Source organism: Burkholderia ubonensis subsp. mesacidophila (assembly GCF_002097715.1).
Taxonomy (GTDB): Bacteria; Pseudomonadota; Gammaproteobacteria; order Burkholderiales; family Burkholderiaceae; genus Burkholderia; species Burkholderia mesacidophila.
In genome coordinates, this window is the sequence record NZ_CP020737.1 from 661,258 (window position 1) to 678,574 (window position 17,317).

General features: G+C 68.9%; 16 protein-coding genes. 9 read left to right on the plus strand and 7 right to left on the minus strand.

The annotated features are described in order from the left end of the window. Positions 1–5: 5 nt before the first annotated feature. The 3 genes from B7P44_RS03175 to thiL are packed head-to-tail and all read right to left on the minus strand — an operon-like array spanning position 6 to position 2,069. Positions 6–506, minus strand: coding sequence for a CinA family protein (locus B7P44_RS03175; protein ID WP_084900578.1), 501 nt, complete (start codon positions 504–506; stop codon positions 6–8). Positions 507–535: 29 nt separating this feature from the next. Continuing rightward, entirely contained in the window at positions 536–1,081 is a 546-nt protein-coding gene (locus tag B7P44_RS03180) for a phosphatidylglycerophosphatase A family protein (protein ID WP_084900580.1), read from the minus strand. Then, positions 1,071–2,069 (minus strand): thiamine-phosphate kinase, encoded by a 999-nt coding sequence (gene thiL / locus B7P44_RS03185; RefSeq protein WP_084900583.1) that lies wholly within the window; start codon positions 2,067–2,069, stop codon positions 1,071–1,073. Before thiL ends, B7P44_RS03180 begins: the two co-directional genes overlap by 11 nt. A gap of 175 nt (positions 2,070–2,244) precedes the next feature. On the opposite strand from thiL, the gene B7P44_RS03190 reads away from it, so the two are divergent. The 3 genes from B7P44_RS03190 to B7P44_RS03200 all read left to right on the plus strand — a co-directional run bounded on the left by B7P44_RS03190 (position 2,245) and on the right by B7P44_RS03200 (position 5,890). Further along, entirely contained in the window at positions 2,245–4,545 is a 2,301-nt protein-coding gene (locus tag B7P44_RS03190; protein ID WP_084900585.1) for an NADP-dependent malic enzyme, read from the plus strand. Between the two features lie 330 nt (positions 4,546–4,875). Then, positions 4,876–5,307: a ribonuclease gene (locus B7P44_RS03195; RefSeq protein ID WP_084900588.1), complete on the plus strand. Its 432-nt coding sequence runs from the start codon at positions 4,876–4,878 to the stop codon at positions 5,305–5,307. 16 nt (positions 5,308–5,323) lie between these two features. Then, complete coding sequence (locus tag B7P44_RS03200) at positions 5,324–5,890, plus strand: barstar family protein (protein WP_084906358.1); 567 nt, start codon at positions 5,324–5,326, stop codon at positions 5,888–5,890. 267 nt (positions 5,891–6,157) lie between these two features. Here B7P44_RS03200 and B7P44_RS03205 read toward each other — a convergent pair whose 3' ends face one another. The 3 genes from B7P44_RS03205 to speE are packed head-to-tail and all read right to left on the minus strand — an operon-like array spanning position 6,158 to position 8,236. Continuing rightward, positions 6,158–6,925 (minus strand): 16S rRNA (uracil(1498)-N(3))-methyltransferase, encoded by a 768-nt coding sequence (locus tag B7P44_RS03205; RefSeq protein ID WP_084900590.1) that lies wholly within the window; start codon positions 6,923–6,925, stop codon positions 6,158–6,160. Beyond that, on the minus strand, positions 6,922–7,338 hold the full coding sequence (locus B7P44_RS03210) for a VOC family protein (RefSeq protein ID WP_084900593.1): 417 nt from the start codon (positions 7,336–7,338) through the stop codon (positions 6,922–6,924). The genes B7P44_RS03205 and B7P44_RS03210 overlap by 4 nt, the downstream gene beginning before the upstream one ends. A gap of 40 nt (positions 7,339–7,378) precedes the next feature. Continuing rightward, positions 7,379–8,236, minus strand: a complete 858-nt coding sequence (speE, locus tag B7P44_RS03215; RefSeq protein WP_084900595.1) for a polyamine aminopropyltransferase — start codon at positions 8,234–8,236, stop codon at positions 7,379–7,381. A 243-nt stretch (positions 8,237–8,479) separates the two neighbouring features. On the opposite strand from speE, the gene tkt reads away from it, so the two are divergent. Continuing rightward, on the plus strand, positions 8,480–10,552 hold the full coding sequence (tkt, locus tag B7P44_RS03220) for a transketolase (RefSeq protein WP_084900598.1): 2,073 nt from the start codon (positions 8,480–8,482) through the stop codon (positions 10,550–10,552). 87 nt (positions 10,553–10,639) lie between these two features. After that, entirely contained in the window at positions 10,640–11,650 is a 1,011-nt protein-coding gene (gene gap / locus B7P44_RS03225; protein ID WP_006485712.1) for a type I glyceraldehyde-3-phosphate dehydrogenase, read from the plus strand. A gap of 122 nt (positions 11,651–11,772) precedes the next feature. On the opposite strand, the gene B7P44_RS03230 is transcribed toward gap, so the two are convergent. Continuing rightward, positions 11,773–12,663: a LysR family transcriptional regulator gene (locus tag B7P44_RS03230; RefSeq protein ID WP_084900600.1), complete on the minus strand. Its 891-nt coding sequence runs from the start codon at positions 12,661–12,663 to the stop codon at positions 11,773–11,775. 159 nt (positions 12,664–12,822) lie between these two features. Between B7P44_RS03230 and B7P44_RS03235 the strand changes: the two genes are divergently transcribed. The 4 genes from B7P44_RS03235 to B7P44_RS03250 all read left to right on the plus strand — a co-directional run bounded on the left by B7P44_RS03235 (position 12,823) and on the right by B7P44_RS03250 (position 17,317). Further along, entirely contained in the window at positions 12,823–13,596 is a 774-nt protein-coding gene (locus B7P44_RS03235) for an SDR family NAD(P)-dependent oxidoreductase (protein WP_084900602.1), read from the plus strand. Between the two features lie 167 nt (positions 13,597–13,763). Continuing rightward, complete coding sequence (locus B7P44_RS03240; protein ID WP_084900604.1) at positions 13,764–15,224, plus strand: MFS transporter; 1,461 nt, start codon at positions 13,764–13,766, stop codon at positions 15,222–15,224. Positions 15,225–15,291: 67 nt separating this feature from the next. Further along, positions 15,292–16,248 (plus strand): 2-hydroxyacid dehydrogenase, encoded by a 957-nt coding sequence (locus B7P44_RS03245; protein ID WP_084900607.1) that lies wholly within the window; start codon positions 15,292–15,294, stop codon positions 16,246–16,248. A gap of 10 nt (positions 16,249–16,258) precedes the next feature. Further along, positions 16,259–17,317 carry an L-idonate 5-dehydrogenase gene (locus B7P44_RS03250; protein ID WP_084906360.1) on the plus strand — a complete coding sequence of 353 codons (1,059 nt, stop codon included), beginning with the start codon at positions 16,259–16,261 and terminating at the stop codon, positions 17,315–17,317.

Below are 17,317 nucleotides of genomic sequence, written 5' to 3' on the forward strand. Positions count from 1 at the left end.
GCGCATCAACCCTCGCGCTCCTCGAGCAGCTTCAGCAGCCCGCGCAGCGCATGCACGGCGGCCTGCGTGCGGATCTGCTCGCGATCGCCCTTGAACACGAGCGTCTCGGCGTCGGTATGCAGCCGGTTGCTCCACGCGAACGACACGGTGCCGACCGGCTTCTTCTCGCTGCCGCCCGCGGGTCCGGCGATGCCGGTCACCGCGAGCGACACCTGCGCGCGGCTGTTGCGCAGCGCGCCTTCGGCCATCGCGCGCGCGACCGGCTCGCTGACGGCGCCGTGCTTGTCGATCAGCTCGGGCGGCACGCCGATCATCTCGCTCTTGGCCTGGTTCGAATAGGTGACGAAGCCGCGCTCGAACCACTGGCTGCTGCCGGAGATGTCGGTGACCGCCGCGGCGATCATCCCGCCGGTGCAGGATTCGGCGGTCGCGAGCAGCAGGTGCTCGTCGCGCAGCTTGTTGCCTGCGCGGATCGCAAGCTGATGGACGACGGAATCGGTTGGCATGCGAAAGGGGAGGGCAGGAGTCGGAAAGGTCAGCCGGCGAAGGAGCGCCACAGTGCGATCACGAGCAGCGACATGAACGCGGCGATCAGGTCGTCGGCCATGATGCCGAGGCCGCCCTTCATCCGGCGTTCGAGGTAGCGGATCGGCGGCGGCTTGAGCATGTCGAAGCAGCGGAACACGACGAAGGCCCAGAGCTGGCCGATGAACGTCGCCGGCGTGACGAACAGCATCACGATCCAGATCGCGACGATCTCGTCCCAGACGACCGGCCCCGGGTCGGCGTTGCCCAGCTTCTTCGCGGTGAAACCGGTGAGCCAGATGCCGGCGACGAAGCCGGCCGCGATCAGCGCCCACCATTCGGGCACCGTCAGGTAGCGGCTGAACGCGACGAACGTCAGCCAGCCGAACAGCGTGCCGCACGTGCCGGGCATGAGCGGCGCGAGCCCGCTGCCGAACCCGAGCGACAGCAGGTGGGCGGGATGCGAGAACATGAAGCGCACGGTGGCGCGTGTCGGCGCGTGGTGCGTTGCGCCGGCGTCGGCCGCGGCGCGCGGGGGCGTCGGGTCAGTCTGCATGGAAGTGGTCGAAACCGTGCAACGTGAGGGCCAGGGGCGCGCCGGCGGCGTCGCGCCACGCGATCGCGGGCCGCTCCGACGGCGTGGACAACGCGCGTATTGTACCGATTCGCGTGACCGCGACGCCGGCGCCGGCGCCCGCCGCCTCGACCGCCGCGCGGGCGGCCGCGGGCGCGGTGAAGCACAGTTCGTAGTCGTCGCCGCCGGCGAGCGTGCAGCGGCGCTGCACGTCGGGCGGCAGCGTCGCGAGCGCGGCCGAGCGCGGCACCGCGTCGGCGTCGATGTCCGCGCGCACGCGCGAGCGCTCGAGGATGTGCTGCAGGTCGCCGGCGAGGCCGTCCGAGAGGTCGAGCGCCGCGTGCGCGACGCCCGCGAGCGCGAGGCCGAGCGCGACGCGCGGCTCGGGGCGCTCGAGCGCCGCCCGGAACGCGGCCGCCTCCTGCGCGCCGGCCGCCCATTCGCCGCGCGCGACGCCGAGCCCGGCCCGCGCGTCGCCGAGCGTGCCGGACACCCAGACGTCGTCGCCGTCGCGCGCGGCATCGCGGCGCAGCGCGGCGTCGGGCGCGACTTCGCCGAACACGGTCACGCACAGGTTCAGCGGCCCGCTCGTCGTGTCGCCGCCGATCAGCTCGCAGCCGAACCGCTCCGCGAGCGCGAACAGCCCGTCGCTGAACGCCTCGAGCCACGCGGCGTCGGCGCGCGGCAGCGCGCACGCGAGCGTGAACGCGCGCGGCTCGGCGCCCATCGCCGCGAGGTCGGACAGGTTGACCGCGAGCGTCTTGTGGCCGAGCGCGTGCGGCGCGACATCGGGGAAGAAGTGGCGGCCCTCGACCAGCATGTCCGTCGAAATGGCGAGTAATTTCCCGGATCGCGGCGCGAACAGCGCGCAATCGTCGCCGATCCCGAGCGTCGCGGCGCGTGCGCCCTGCGCCGCGCGGCGCGCGAAGAAGCGGTCGATCAACGAAAACTCGGAGAGGGAGGCTGGCACGGCGGACGGACCCGAAGCAGTTGAGTGAACGGCATTGTACGAGGCGAACGGCGGCGTTCCTGCACCGTTCGGTACATTTTTGTCGCGGCTGTTGCACCTGAATCGAGGGTTTGTCGACATCGATTGGCGCTACAATGCGTCGACTAGGTATTCTAATCCGCACGCCACGAGACACATGTCCACGCAAGCCTCCTCCAAAGCCAAGCTCCGCGAAGCCGCTCTCGATTACCACGAATTCCCGACCCCCGGCAAGGTCGCGATTGCGCCGACCAAGCAGATGATCAACCAGCGCGACCTGGCGCTCGCCTATTCGCCGGGCGTCGCGTTCGCGTGCGAGGAGATCGTCGAGAATCCGCTGAACGCGGCCCGCTTCACCGCGCGCAGCAACCTGGTCGGCGTCGTCACGAACGGCACCGCGGTGCTGGGCCTCGGCAACATCGGGCCGCTCGCGTCGAAGCCGGTGATGGAAGGCAAGGCCGTGCTGTTCAAGAAGTTCGCGGGCATCGACGTGTTCGACATCGAGCTGAACGAGTCCGACCCGCACAAGCTGGTCGACGTGATCGCCGCGCTCGAGCCGACCTTCGGCGGCATCAACCTGGAAGACATCAAGGCGCCGGACTGCTTCATCGTCGAGCGCGAAGCCCGCAAGCGGATGAAGATCCCGGTCTTCCACGACGACCAGCACGGCACCGCGATCGTCGTCGCCGCGGCCGTCACGAACGGCCTGAAGGTGGTCGGCAAGGACATCAAGGAAGTCAAGCTGGTCGCGTCCGGCGCGGGCGCGGCCGCGCTCGCGTGTCTCGACCTGCTGGTCGACATCGGCCTGCCGCTCGAGAACATCACGGTGACCGACCTGGCCGGCGTGGTCTACAAGGGCCGCACCGAGCTGATGGACCCGGACAAGGAGCGTTTCGCGCGCGAAACCGACGCGCGCACGCTTGGCGAGGTGATCGACGGCGCGGACATCTTCCTCGGCCTGTCGGCGGCCGGCGTGCTGAAGCAGGAGATGGTCAAGGGCATGGCCGCGCGCCCGCTGATCCTCGCGCTCGCGAACCCGACGCCGGAAATCCTGCCCGAGCTCGCGCTCGAAGTGCGGCCGGACGCCGTGCTCGCGACCGGCCGCACCGACTATCCGAACCAGGTCAACAACGTCCTGTGCTTCCCGTTCATCTTCCGCGGCGCGCTCGACGTCGGCGCGACGACGATCACGCGTGAAATGGAGATCGCCGCCGTCAACGCGATCGCCGAGCTCGCGCAGCAGGAGCAAAGCGACATCGTGGCGACCGCGTACGGGATCCAAGACCTGTCGTTCGGCCCCGAATACCTGATTCCGAAGCCGTTCGATCCGCGCCTGATCGTGAAGATCGCGCCGGCTGTCGCGCAGGCCGCGATGGACGGCGGCGTCGCGACGCGCGCGATCGAGGACATGGACGCGTACAAGCAGCACCTGCAGCAGTTCGTGTACCACAGCGGCACGACGATGAAGCCGATCTTCCAGCTCGCGCGCAGCGTGCCGGCCGAGAAGAAGCGCGTCGTGTTCGCGGAAGGCGAGGAAGAGCGCGTGTTGCGCGCCGTTCAGATCGTCGTCGACGAGAAACTCGCGAAACCGATCCTGATCGGCCGTCCGGCCGTGATCGAGCACCGTATCCAGCGTTACGGCCTGCGCCTGACGCCGGGCGTCGACTACACCGTCGTCAACACCGAGCACGACGAGCGCTACCGCGAGTTCTGGCAGGACTACGCGAAGATGATGGCGCGCAAGGGCATCAGCGAGCAGCTCGCGCGCGTCGAGATGCGCCGCCGCACCACGCTGATCGGCGCGATGCTGGTGAAGAAGGGCGAAGCGGACGGGATGATCTGCGGCACGATCAGCACGACGCACCGCCACCTGCACTTCATCGACCAGGTGATCGGCAAGCGGGCGGGCTGCAGCGTGTACGCGGCGATGAACGGCCTCGTGCTGCCGGGCCGCCAGATTTTCCTCGTCGACACGCACGTGAACGTCGATCCGACCCCGGAACAGCTCGCCGAGATCACGATCATGGCGGCGGAGGAAGTGCGCCGCTTCGGCATCGAGCCGAAGGTCGCGCTGTTGTCGCACTCGAATTTCGGCACGAGCAATGCGCCGTCCGCGCAGAAGATGCGCGATACGCTCGCGATCCTGCAGGAACGCGCGCCGGACCTGAAGGTCGACGGCGAAATGCACGGCGACGTCGCGCTCGACGCGGCGCTGCGCAAGGAGATCCTGCCGGATTCGACGCTGGAAGGCGAAGCGAACCTGCTGGTCCTGCCGAACATCGACGCCGCGAACATCGCGTACAACCTGCTGAAGACTGCCGCGGGCAACAACATCGCGATCGGGCCGATCCTGCTGGGCGCCGCGCAGCCGGTGCACGTGCTGACCGAATCGGCGACGGTGCGCCGGATCGTCAACATGGCTGCACTGCTCGTAGCCGACGTGAACGCGACGCGTTAAGCGAATTTGTAAATAAAAGAAAAAAACGGCGTGCCCGCAATGGGCACGCCGCCGGGCAGGGCGCGCATGCGCTTCCCATAAGCAACAGCAGCATCTCTCCACTCCGGGTTCGAGCGTGGCAAGGAGGCAGGGTCTTGCCATGCGAGAGATGCCGACGCCATTTTATCTCATGTAAGATAAAAGTAACCATGTTTCGGTAGAAATTGCCCGGGGCCCGATCCCGTCAGGCTTTCAATCCCCAAACGAACATTGATTCGCGCGGACAATAGCGCTACGCTAACGCCTTTGTTGGTCGTCAACTACTTGATTTAACAGCGGGAACCCTGGTTCATGGCACGCAAGTGGCTCCGCAACGGCGCGCTCGCGTCCGTCTTCGCGTTGTTCGCGATGGGTATCGTCGGCACGCCGACGGGCAGTCTGGTTTCCGCCGCCTACGCACGGCAGGCCGTTACGGCCGACGTGGCCGCCGGCGGGTTCGACACGATCCCGACCGCCCGTCTTCCGCGCGAGGCCGTGACCACGCTCGGCCTGATCGCCGGTGGCGGTCCCTATCCGTACGAGAAAGACGGCGTCGTGTTCGGCAACCGCGAGCGGATCCTGCCGAAGGCGAAACGCGGCTTCTATCACGAGTACACCGTGCCGACCCCGCGCGCGCGCAATCGCGGTGCGCGCCGGATCGTCTGCGGCGGGCCGCTGCGCCGGGTCGACAACTGTTATTACACGGACGACCACTACAGCAGTTTTAAACGTATTGTTGAATGACTTCGGGATGAACGGCATGAGCGACTCCATCTACACGCACGACGCGGCGTCGGCGGCGGATCTGTTCGCGGCCGGCGACGGCAATCTGTTTCAGCGCGTGATGCAGCTGCGCGCGGCGGTACAGGCCGGCGACGCGCCGGCGGAGCATGAAGCCAGCCCCGGGCTTTCATCGAACGAGGAGCCTATGAGCCTTTTCACGACCGTGCGACCCAATCTCGTGCAGTCGATCCGCGCGTTTCGCGTGCAGGATCTCGCCGACGAAGCCAGCCGGCTCGGCCAGCATTTCCTGTATGCGTATTGCGGCGCCGCCCAGTCGAAGCAGGAAGTGATGGAGACGATCGCGACGTCGTTCCTGTTCCCGAAGCACTTCGGCAAGAACTACGACGCACTGTACGACTGCCTGACCGATCTCGTCGCGAAGGCGGGGGCGCAGCCCGGTTTCGTGATCGTGCTCGAAGGGCTGCCGATCGCGCAGAAGTTCGATAAGGAAGGCCGCGAAACGCTGCTCGACGTGTTCCGCGAGGCGGCCGAGTTCTGGGCCGAGCGCAAGGTCGCGTTCCGCGTGTTCTATTCGTTCGCATAAGCGCCTGGCACGCGTCGGCCGCACAAGAAAGCCCGCCTTCGAGCGGGCTTTTTTGCGTCTGCGGCGCGGGCAGCGATGCGTTGCCCGCGCCGCGAGCCCGTCGACGCTTTCATCGTGCGCTATTCGTGGACGAGTCCGTATTTCGGCGACATGTACCAGGCCGTGGCCGACTCGATTTTCAAATCGGCCAGGATGCCGCGGATGGAGGGTAGCGGCGAATGACGCGGCCGGCTTGGGTGCTGCAGGCGTAGGCGCGGCCGTCGTCGGTCACCACCCGCCCCAGCGCGCCGCCAGCGCGGCCAGCACCGCCGCGCCGGCCGTCTCGGTGCGCAGCACGCGCGGCCCGAGCGACAGCGCCGTGAACCCGTGCGCGCGTGCCGCGTGTTCCTCGTCGGGCGACAACCCGCCTTCCGGTCCAATCAGCAGCGTGACCGGCGCCGCGGGCGGCGTATCCGGCAGCGACGCAAACGGGATGCTTGCACGCGGCGACAGCAGCAGCCGCAGCTCGCCGTCGGCCGGCGCGGCCGGCAGCGCATCGAGCCACGCGTCGAAGCCGCGCACCGGCGCGACATCCGGCACGCGGTTGCGTCCGCACTGTTCGCACGACGCGCGCACGATGCCGCGCCAGTGCGCAACACGCTTCTCCGCGCGCTCGCCCGACAGCCGCACGACGCCGCGCGACGTCGACAGCGGCGCGATCGCGGCAACCCCGAGCTCGACCGCCTTCTCGATCACCCAGTCCATCTTGTCGCCGCCGGCGATCCCCTGCGCGAGCGTCACGCGATACGGCGGCTCCGCTTCCGCCGGCTCGAACGCGTCGAGCTGCGCAACCGCGCTGCGCTTGTCGATCTCGACGAGCCGTGCGCGGTACTGGCCGCCCGTGCCGTCGAACAGCGCGAGCACATCGCCCGGCTGCAGCCGCAGCACCTGCGCATGACGGGCGACGTCGGCAGGCAGCGCGAGCACGGCGCCGGCGCTCAGCGCCGACTCGACGAAAAAGCGCGGCACGGCCGCGGTCGTGGTGGCTTCGCTCATGATTCGAGACGGCGCGCGAGCGCCCAGCGGTAACCGTCGAGATCCTCGACCTGCGCGAAGCGGTCGCCCCAGAACTGGTCCTGCGGCGCGCTCAACGATTTCGCGCCGGCGTCGAGCGCGCGCTGCCAGGTCGCGTCGACGTCGTCGACGTACAGATAGAACGATTGCGGCGCCGTCTCGCCTGCGCTGCGCGGCGTGCGTGCGGTCGAGCCGAAGGCGCCTTCGGGCGCGAACATCACGATCAGCTGGCCGCGATAGACCATCTCGACGTGCATGATCGCACCGTCCTCGTCGAGCACGTCGCGCAGCTCGAAGCCGAACGCGGCCTTGAAGAAATCGATGGCGGCGTGCGCGTTGCGCACGGCGAGGTAAGGCGTCAACCAAGGCACGTCGGCCGGACGTGGATCGGCCATGAAAGTCTCCTGCAGGGGGAAAGCGGAACGGCGCGAGCGATCAGCGGCGCGCGCCCAGTGTATCGCGCAGCGCGCGCGGTAACGCGAACAGCGCCGGGTGCAGCCGCGCGTCGTAGTAGCGCAGCCCTTCGACGCCGCGGCTCGCGAGGCGTTCCTCGATGTCGTGCATGAACAGCGACGCGGCGTCGAGCGTGTCGCTCGCGATCGCCATCAGCCACACCGAGCCGTACAGCGGCACGTGCGCGGACAACGGATCGACGACCGCGAAGCTCGCGCGCAGGTCGGCAAGCAGCGCGGCGATGCGCGGCGCGTGAAAGACCGGCGAGCCGAGATGCATCGTGATCGCGCCGCACGGCGTCAGGATCCGCTTGAGATGCGTGTAGAAGTCGCGCGTGTAGAGGCCGGCCGCCGGCGAATCCGGCGGCGTGAGGTCGAACACGACGAGATCGAAATGCTCGACGGTCGACTCGACGAAGTGCGCGGCGTCGCCGATCACGACCTCGACGCGCGGGTCGTCGAGCGCGCCCTGGTGCACGTCGTCGAGGAAGCGGCGCGCCATGCCGACGACCTCGTCGTCGAGCTCCGCGACCACGATCCGCTCGATGCACGCGTGCTTGAGAAGCTGGCGCGCCGCGCCGCCGTCGCCGCCGCCGAGCACGAGCGCCTTGCGCGGCGACGGATGCGCGAGCGCGGCAGGGTGCGTCATGCACTCGTGGTAGATGTACTCGTCGCCGACCGACGTCATCGGCCGGCCGTCGAGCGTGAACAGGCGGCCGAGCTGCGGGGTCTCCCATACCTCGATCTGCTGGTGCGGGGATGCGACGTGCGCAAGCCGCCGCGCATGCGGAAAGCCGTAGGCGGAGTCAGGCGTCGGGTGAAAGAGAAGCGTCGTGCTCACGGGCGGGCCGCGCGGGGGCGGGCAGTTCCAACGTCTGAATTATAGAGGGCGTACGGAGGGTGCGAAGCGGACAGCGGGAAGTTTGACGGAAAACCGTGCCGGAACGCTGACCGATCGGAAGGGAAATGTCGGCCCATCTGGTAAAATGTCGAGCTTTGCAGCCCCGTCCGTTGGCTCCGTCCGCTTCGCGTCCACCCTGGCGCCGCACTGCGCGCCGGGAGCGGCTGACTAGCGAGCTTCCGGATACCGCACGTGCCCCGTTTTCTCGACTCGATCTCCGGACTCGACATGACGACCTCGTCTCCCGCCTCTACCACCCTGATGGCCAACGCGATCCGCGCGCTCGCGATGGATGCCGTCCAGCAAGCGAACTCCGGCCACCCCGGCATGCCGATGGGCATGGCCGAAATCGGCGTCGCGCTTTGGTCGCGCCACCTCAAGCACAACCCGACGAACCCGCACTGGGCCGACCGCGACCGTTTCGTGCTGTCGAACGGCCACGGCTCGATGCTGCTGTACTCGCTGCTGCACCTGACCGGCTACGACCTGCCGATCGAAGAGCTGAAGAACTTCCGCCAGCTGCACTCGAAGACGCCGGGCCACCCGGAATACGGGATCACGCCGGGCGTCGAGACGACCACCGGCCCGCTCGGCCAAGGTCTCGCGAACGCGGTCGGCATGGCGCTCGGCGAAGCGCTGATGGCCGCCGAGTTCAACCGCGACGGCGCGAAGATCGTCGATCACCACACGTACGTGTTCCTCGGCGACGGCTGCCTGATGGAAGGCATCTCGCACGAGGCCTGCTCGTTCGCGGGCACGCTGAAGCTGAACAAGCTGATCGCGCTGTACGACGACAACGGCATCTCGATCGACGGCGACGTCGTGAACTGGTTCCACGACGACACGCCGAAGCGTTTCGAGGCGTACGGCTGGAACGTGATCCCGAACGTGAACGGCCATGACGTCGACGCGGTCGACGCGGCGATCGCGAAGGCGAAGCTGTCGGACAAGCCGACGCTGATCTGCTGCAAGACGGTGATCGGCCAGGGCGCGGCGACCAAGGCGGGCGGCCACGACGTGCACGGCGCGGCGCTCGGCGCGGAAGAAATCGCGAAGACGCGCGAGGCGCTCGGCTGGAAGTGGGAGCCGTTCGTGGTTCCGCAGGAAGTCTACGCGGCGTGGGATGCGAAGGAAGCCGGCAAGCGCGCCGAGTCCGACTGGGACGCGGTGTTTGCGCAATACCGCGCGAAGTATCCGACGGAAGCGGCCGAATTCGAACGCCGGATGGCCAACAAGCTGCCCGCCGACTGGGCGGAGAAGGCGAAGGCGATCATCGCCGGCGCGAACGAGCGCGGCGAAACGGTCGCGACCCGCAAGGCGTCGCAGCAGGCGATCGAAGGCCTCGCCGCGGCGCTGCCCGAGCTGCTCGGCGGCTCGGCCGACCTGACCGGCTCGAACCTGACCAACTGGAAGGCGTCGAAGGCGGTCCGCGCGAATGCGGAAGGCCCGGGCGTCCAGCTTGGCAACCACATCAACTACGGCGTGCGCGAGTTCGGCATGAGCGCCGCGATCAACGGCCTCGCGCTGCACGGCGGCCACAAGCCGTTCGGCGGCACGTTCCTGACGTTCTCCGACTACAGCCGCAACGCGCTGCGCGTCGCCGCGCTGATGAAGGTGCCGTCGATCTACGTGTTCACGCACGACTCGATCGGCCTCGGCGAGGACGGCCCGACGCACCAGTCGATCGAGCACGTGTCGAGCCTGCGCATGATTCCGAGCCACGACGTGTGGCGTCCGGCCGACACGGTCGAGACGGCCGTCGCGTGGACCCACGCAGTTGCCGCGGATCGTCCGTCGAGCCTGATCTTCAGCCGTCAGAACCTCGCGTTCAACCCGCGCACCGACGCGCAGATCGCGAACATCGAGAAGGGCGGCTACGTGCTGCGCGACTGGGACGAGGAAATCGTCGCGCGCAAGATCATCCTGATCGCGACGGGCTCGGAAGTCGAGCTCGCGATGAAGGCCGTCGAGACGCTCGCGCAGCAGGGCATCGCGGCGCGCGTCGTGTCGATGCCGTCGACCAACGTGTTCGACCGCCAGGATGCCGAGTACCGTGAACGCGTGCTGCCGCACGGCGTGCGCCGCGTCGCGATCGAAGCGGGCGTGACGAGCTTCTGGCACAAGTACGTCGGCCTGGAAGGCGGCGTCGTCGGGATCGACACGTTCGGCGAATCGGCGCCGGCCGGCGTGCTGTTCAAGCACTTCGGCTTCACCGTCGACAAGGTCGTCGAGACGGCCAAGGCCGTGCTGGCCTAAAAATACTCGCGGCGCGCGCGCTCCCCACGCGCGCGCCGCACCGTGAAGCTGCACGAAACGAATTTTTTCAGCCATCAGGAGATAGACATGACGATCCGCGTCGCAATCAACGGCTACGGCCGCATCGGCCGCAATACGCTGCGCGCGTTCTATGAAAACGGCAAGAAGCACGATCTCGAGATCGTCGCGATCAACGACCTGGGCGACGCGAAGACCAACGCGCACCTGACCCAGTACGACACCGCGCACGGCAAGTTCCCGGGCGAAGTGTCGGTCGACGGCGATTACCTGGTCGTCAACGGCGACAAGATCCGCGTGCTGGCGAACCGCAACCCGGCAGAACTGCCGTGGGGCGAACTGGGCGTCGACGTCGTGATGGAATGCACGGGCTTCTTCACGACGAAGGAAAAGGCGAGCGCGCACCTGAAGGGCGGCGCGAAGAAGGTCATCATCTCGGCGCCGGGCGGCAAGGACGTCGACGCGACGATCGTCTACGGCGTGAACCACGACGTGCTGAAGGCCGAGCACACGGTCATCTCGAACGCATCGTGCACGACGAACTGCCTCGCGCCGCTCGTCAAGCCGCTGAACGACAAGATCGGCCTCGAAACCGGCCTGATGACGACGATCCACGCGTACACGAACGACCAGGTGCTGACGGACGTCTACCACGAAGACCTGCGCCGCGCGCGTTCGGCTACGCACAGCCAGATCCCGACGAAGACGGGCGCTGCTTCGGCGGTCGGCCTCGTGCTGCCGGAACTGAACGGCAAGCTGGACGGCTACGCGATCCGCGTCCCGACCATCAACGTGTCGATCGTCGACCTGTCGTTCATCGCGAAGCGCGACACGACGGTCGAGGAAGTCAACGCGATCATGAAGGAAGCGTCGGAAGGCGCGCTGAAGGGCATCCTCGGCTACAACGACGCGCCGCTGGTGTCGATCGACTTCAACCACAACCCGGCTTCGTCGACGTTCGACGCGACGCTGACGAAGGTGTCGGGCCGTCTCGTCAAGGTGTCGAGCTGGTACGACAACGAGTGGGGCTTCTCGAACCGCATGCTGGATACGGCAGTCGCATTCGCGAACGCGAAGTAATCCCGCACGCGCACGGTCGCCGCAAGGCGGCTGGCGTGGCGCTCGGGCCCGGTTCGGCTTCTGGCCGGCCGGGCCTTTTTGCATTCGGGGGGCGATGCGCCGAGGCCATGCCCGCATCGCCGTCAGCGATCCGCGTTCGGCACGACCTGCTCGACAGTATCGACGAAAGCCCGCTTGATCGGGCTGTCGAGATCGGTCCACGCGAGGCCGATGCCGGTGCGGTGCCCGCCGAGATCGAGCGGCCGCGCGAGCACGTTCGGCGGCAGCGCGCTCGCCGCTTCCGCCGGGATCAGCCCGATCCCCATTCCCGCCGCGACGAGCGCGAGCATCGTCGTGAATTCCCCGAACTCCTGCGCGATCTCGAGCGTCGTGCCCGCGCGGCTCAGCGCGAGCAGCATGTCGTCGTGGAAGCCGGGCGCATAGCGCCGCGCGAGCACGAACGCCGGATGGCCGCGCAGGTCGGCCGGCGCGATGGCGTCGCGCGCGGCAAGCGGATGCTCGAGCGGCAGCGCGACGATGAACCCTTCCTCGAGCACCACCCGCGTGTCGATGCCCGCATACGCGGCCGGCAGGCGGATCATCCCGAAGTCGATCCGGCGGTCGCGCAGCGCCGCGACCTGGTCGGGCGTCGGCATGTCCTTCAGTTCGAGCGTGATCAGCGGATAGCGCGAGCGCATCTCCCGCAATACCGCCGGCAGCAGCACCGGCAGCACCGACGACACGAACGCGATGCGCAGCGTGCCGATCTCGCCGCGGCTCGACAGCCGCGCGATCTGCTCGGCGCGCGCGGCCTGCTGCAGCGTCGCGCGCGCCTCCGGCAGGAACACGCGCCCGGTGTCGCTCAGTTCGACCTTGTGCCGGTCGCGCTCGAACAGCCGCGCGTCGAGTTCCTCCTCGAGCGCCTTGATCTGCATGCTCAGCGCGGACTGCACGATGAACAGGCGCTGCGCCGCGCGTCCGAAATGCAGTTCTTCCGCGAGGGTGACGAAGGCGCGCAGTTGCTTGAGTTCCATGGGCGGCGGGCCGGCTGGCGGCGGATTCCGGTGATCGGATTCCATGATAACCACATCAAAAAAGACCATTGGCGCGGCGCCCGGCCGAGCGCCGAAGATAGGGGCAACACGAGACCGGCTGCGACGGGCGGCCGGCTCGACTGGCACGAGGAGACAGACATGACGAACGCGCTTGACCGGTTCCGCCTGGACGGCCGCCGCGCGCTGATCACCGGATCGGGGCGCGGGATCGGGCTGACGCTCGCCCGCGGCCTGGCCGAAGCGGGTGCGGCGATCGTCATCAACGATCGTAATGAGGACAAGGCGGCGTCGCTCGCGCGGCATTTCCGCGAGGAGGGCTTCAAGGCCGACTACGCGGTGTTCGACGTGACCGAGCATGGCCAGGTGCGTGTGGCGATCGACGAGTTCGAGGCGCGCGTCGGCGCGATCGACATCCTCGTGAACAACGCCGGCATCCAGCGCCGCGCGCCGCTCGACGCGTTCGATCCCGACGACTGGCATGCGCTGATGCGCGTGAACCTCGACGGCGTGTTCAACGTCGCGCAGGCGGTCGCGCGCCACATGATCGCGCGCGGGCGCGGCAAGATCATCAACATCTGCTCGGTGCAGAGCGAGCTCGCGCGGCCGTCGATCGCGCCGTATGCGGCCACCAAGGGCGCGGTGCGGATGCTGACGAAGGGCATGTGCGCGGACTGGGCGCGCCACGGCATCCAGGCCAACGGCCTCGCGCCCGGCTATTTCGAAACCGAACTGAACCGCGCGCTGGTCGACGATCCGGCGTTTTCCGACTGGCTGTGCAAGCGCACGCCGGCCGGCCGCTGGGGACGCGTCGACGAGCTGTGCGGCGCGGCGATCTTTCTGGCGTCCGCGGCGTCCGATTTCGTGAACGGCCAGACGCTGTTCGTCGACGGCGGCATGACGAGCGCCGTCTGACCGGTCGTCGGCAGCGTTCACCCGCCTGCGTGCAGGGCGCCACGCGCAGGCGACGGCAACACGCGATCAAGCAACGCGCCCGAATCCACGAAGCCCGCCGCACGAGCGGGCCGATGACCCGGCTGCGTCCACGCATCCGGAATCCGGAACGGAGACAGGAGACAACGATGGCCCGCATTTCCCCGCCGCTCGCCGACCGCGACGCGCATTCCGCAATCGATCCCGGCACGCCAGCCGGCACCGACGCGCGACGCAGCATCGACACGCGGCAACTCAACCGCGCCGCATGGACCTGCTCGCTCGGCAGCGCGCTCGAGTACTACGACTTCGCGCTCTACACGCTCGCCTCGGCGCTGATCTTCGGGCCGCTGTTCTTTCCCGCGCAGACGGCCGAGATGAGGCTGATCGCGAGCTTCGGCACGTACTTCGTCGGCTTCGCGGTGCGGCCGCTCGGCGGCGTCGTATTCGGCATGCTCGGCGACCGGATCGGCCGCAAGTTCGTGCTGACCGCGACCGTGCTGCTGATGGGCGTCGCGAGCACGCTGATCGGCGCGCTGCCGACCTTCGCGACGGCCGGCTACTGGGCGCCCGCGCTGCTCGTGCTGCTGCGCATCCTGCAGGGGCTCGGCGCCGGCGCGGAGCAGGCGGGCGCGGCGGTGCTGATGACCGAATACGCGCCCGCGGGCAAGCGCGGCCTGTATGCATCGCTGCCGTTCCTCGGCATCCAGCTCGGCACCGTGCTCGCGGCCGCCGTGTATTTCGTGCTGCTCGCCAACCTCGACCGCGTGACCGACAGCTGGGGCTGGCGCGTGCCGTTCCTGCTGAGCGCGGTGATCGTCGCGGTCGGCATCTACATGCGGATGAAGCTGCACGAGTCGCCGACCTTCGTGCGGCTCGAGAAGCGCGCGCAGCTCGCGGCGAATCCGCTGAAGAGCGTGGTCACGCATTCGAAGCGCTCGCTGCTGATCGGCATCGGCCTGCGGATGGCCGAGAACGGCGGCTCGTCGATCTACCAGGCGCTTGCGATCAGCTATCTCGCGGGCGTGATCGGCATGAAGGGGCCGATCGGCGCGCTCGCGCTGGTGTGCGCGGCAGCCGTCGGCGCGGCCACGGTGCCGCTCGCGGGCCGTCTCGGCGACCGCTTCGGCCGGGTGCGCGTGTACCGCGCCTTCGCGTGGCTGCAGCTCGCGCTCGCGTTTCCGGTGTGGTGGATCTTCAGCCAGGGCAACGTGGTCGCGAGCGTGATCGCGATCTCGATCGCGCAGGGCTTCGCGAACTGGGGGATGCTCGGCGCGCAGGCGGCGCTGCTGCCGGAGCTGTTCGGCGCGCGGCATCGCTACATGGGCGTGTCGTTCTCGCGCGAGGTGTCCGCCGTGCTGGCGGGCGGCGTCGCGCCGCTCGTCGGCGCGACGATCATCGCGACGGCGATCGCGCTGCACGGCGGCAGCCACGCGGCCGGCGTGCGCGCATGGTTGCCGATCGCCGCGTATCTGGCCGTGCTGACCCTGATCACGCTGTTCGCCACGTCGCGGATGCCGGAAACGCTGAACCGCGATCTCGACGATCCGCTCGACGCCGCGCAGGCATCGCCCGCGCCGGCTGCCGACGCGCTCGCGCGGCATGCGTGAGCCGTCGCTGCGCGCCGGCGGACGCGGCCCGACATCCTCAACCTCACCTCGACAGGAGCAAGCGCAGATGGCGCACGAATCGACCCAGCGGCCCGGACTGCTGATGACCGGCCCTTACCAGCCTTGGGACAACGAATGGCTTTCGGCCGGCTATGACGTTCTCCGCCTGTGGGAGGCGCGCGACCGCGCGGCCTTTCTGGCCGAGCATGGCGCCGGCGTGCGCGCGATCGCGACGCGCGGCGATCTCGGCGCCGACGCGGCGCTGATCGCCGCGCTGCCGAAGCTCGAGATCATCGCGTGCTACGGCGTCGGCACCGATGCGATCGATCTCGCCGCCGCGCGCGAGCGCGGCATCCGCGTGACGAATACCCCCGACGTGCTGACGGGCGACGTCGCCGATCTCGGCGTCGGGCTCGCGCTCGCGCTGCTGCGACGGATCGGCGCCGGCGATGCGTACGTGCGCTCAGGCGCCTGGCGCGACGGCGATATGCCGCTCGTCACGCGCCTGTACGGCAAGCGCGTCGGCATCGTCGGCTTCGGCCGGATCGGCTCGACCCTGGCACGGCGGCTGTCCGGTTTCGACGTCGAAATCGGCTACTTCGACGTCGCGCCGCGCGACGACACCCCGCATCGCTTTTTCGGCGATCTCGGCGCGCTCGCCGGCTGGTCCGACGTGCTGATCGTGACGCTCGCGGGCGGGGCGTCGACGCGCCATCTCGTCGATGCGCCGGTGCTCGAGGCGCTCGGGCAGTACGGTTACCTGATCAACGTGTCGCGCGGCACGACCGTCGACGAGCCCGCGCTTATCGACGCGCTCGAGCGCGGGGCGATTGCCGGCGCCGCGCTCGACGTGTTCTGGAACGAGCCGCGCATCGACCCGCGCTTCCTCGCGTTGCCGAACGTGCTGCTGCAGCCGCATCATGCGAGCGGCACCGTCGAGACGCGCCAGGCAATGGGCTGGCGCGTGCGCGACAATCTGCGCGCGCACTTCGCCGGCGCGCCGCTGCTGACCCCGGTTGTCTGAGGAAAACATCATGCGTATGCGTTGCATGTGTCTCGTGATCCACGGGCCGAACGACCTGCGGCTCGAGGAGCAGGACCCGGGCGAGATCGGCCCGGGCCAGGTGCGGGTCGACGTCGCGATGGGCGGCATCTGCGGGTCCGACCTGCATTATTTCCGGCACGGCGGTTTCGGGGCGGTGCGCCTGCAGCAGCCGATGGTGCTCGGGCACGAGGTGGCCGGCACGGTGGCCGCGGTCGCGCCGGACGTGACGTCGGTGCAGGTCGGCGACCACGTCGCCGTCAATCCGAGCCGGCCGTGCGGCGCGTGCCGCTATTGCCTGGAAGGCTTGCCGAACCAGTGTCTCGACATGCGCTTCTACGGCAGCGCGATGCGCATGCCGCACGTGCAGGGCGCGTTTCGCAATGCGCTGGTGTGCGACGCGCGCCAGTGCGTGAAGGTCGCGGACCACGTGCCGCTGTCGCTCGCCGCGCTCGCGGAGCCGTTCGCGGTCGGCCTGCATGCGGTGTCGCGCGCCGGTCCGCTGATCGGCCGGCGCGTGCTGGTGTCCGGCTGCGGGCCGATCGGCGCGCTGGCCGTGGCGGCCGCCCGTGCGCACGGCGCGGCGGAAGTGGTCGCGACCGACGTCGTCGACGAGCCGCTCGCGATCGCGCGCGCGCTCGGCGCCGACCGCACGATCAACGCGGCGACCGATACGGAGTGGGTTGCGCGCCATGGCGCGGACAAGGGCACGTTCGACGTGATGCTCGAATGCTCGGGCAATGCGCGCGCGCTGCGCGACGGGCTCGACGTGATGCGCCCGCGCGGCGTCGTCGTGCAGCTCGGGCTCGGCGGCGACGTGAGCCTGCCGCAGAACGTCGTGGTCGCGAAGGAGCTGTCGATCTGCGGGTCGTTCCGCTTCCATTCGGAGTTCGCGCTGGCCGTGCAGCTGATCAACGAAGGCCGCGTCGATTTGCGGCCCGCCGTGACCGGCGTGTTCCCGATGCGCGACGCGGGCCGCGCGTTCGAGCTGGCGGGCGACCGGCGGCGCGCGATGAAGGTGCTGATCGATTTCGCGGACGAGGCGGCGTGA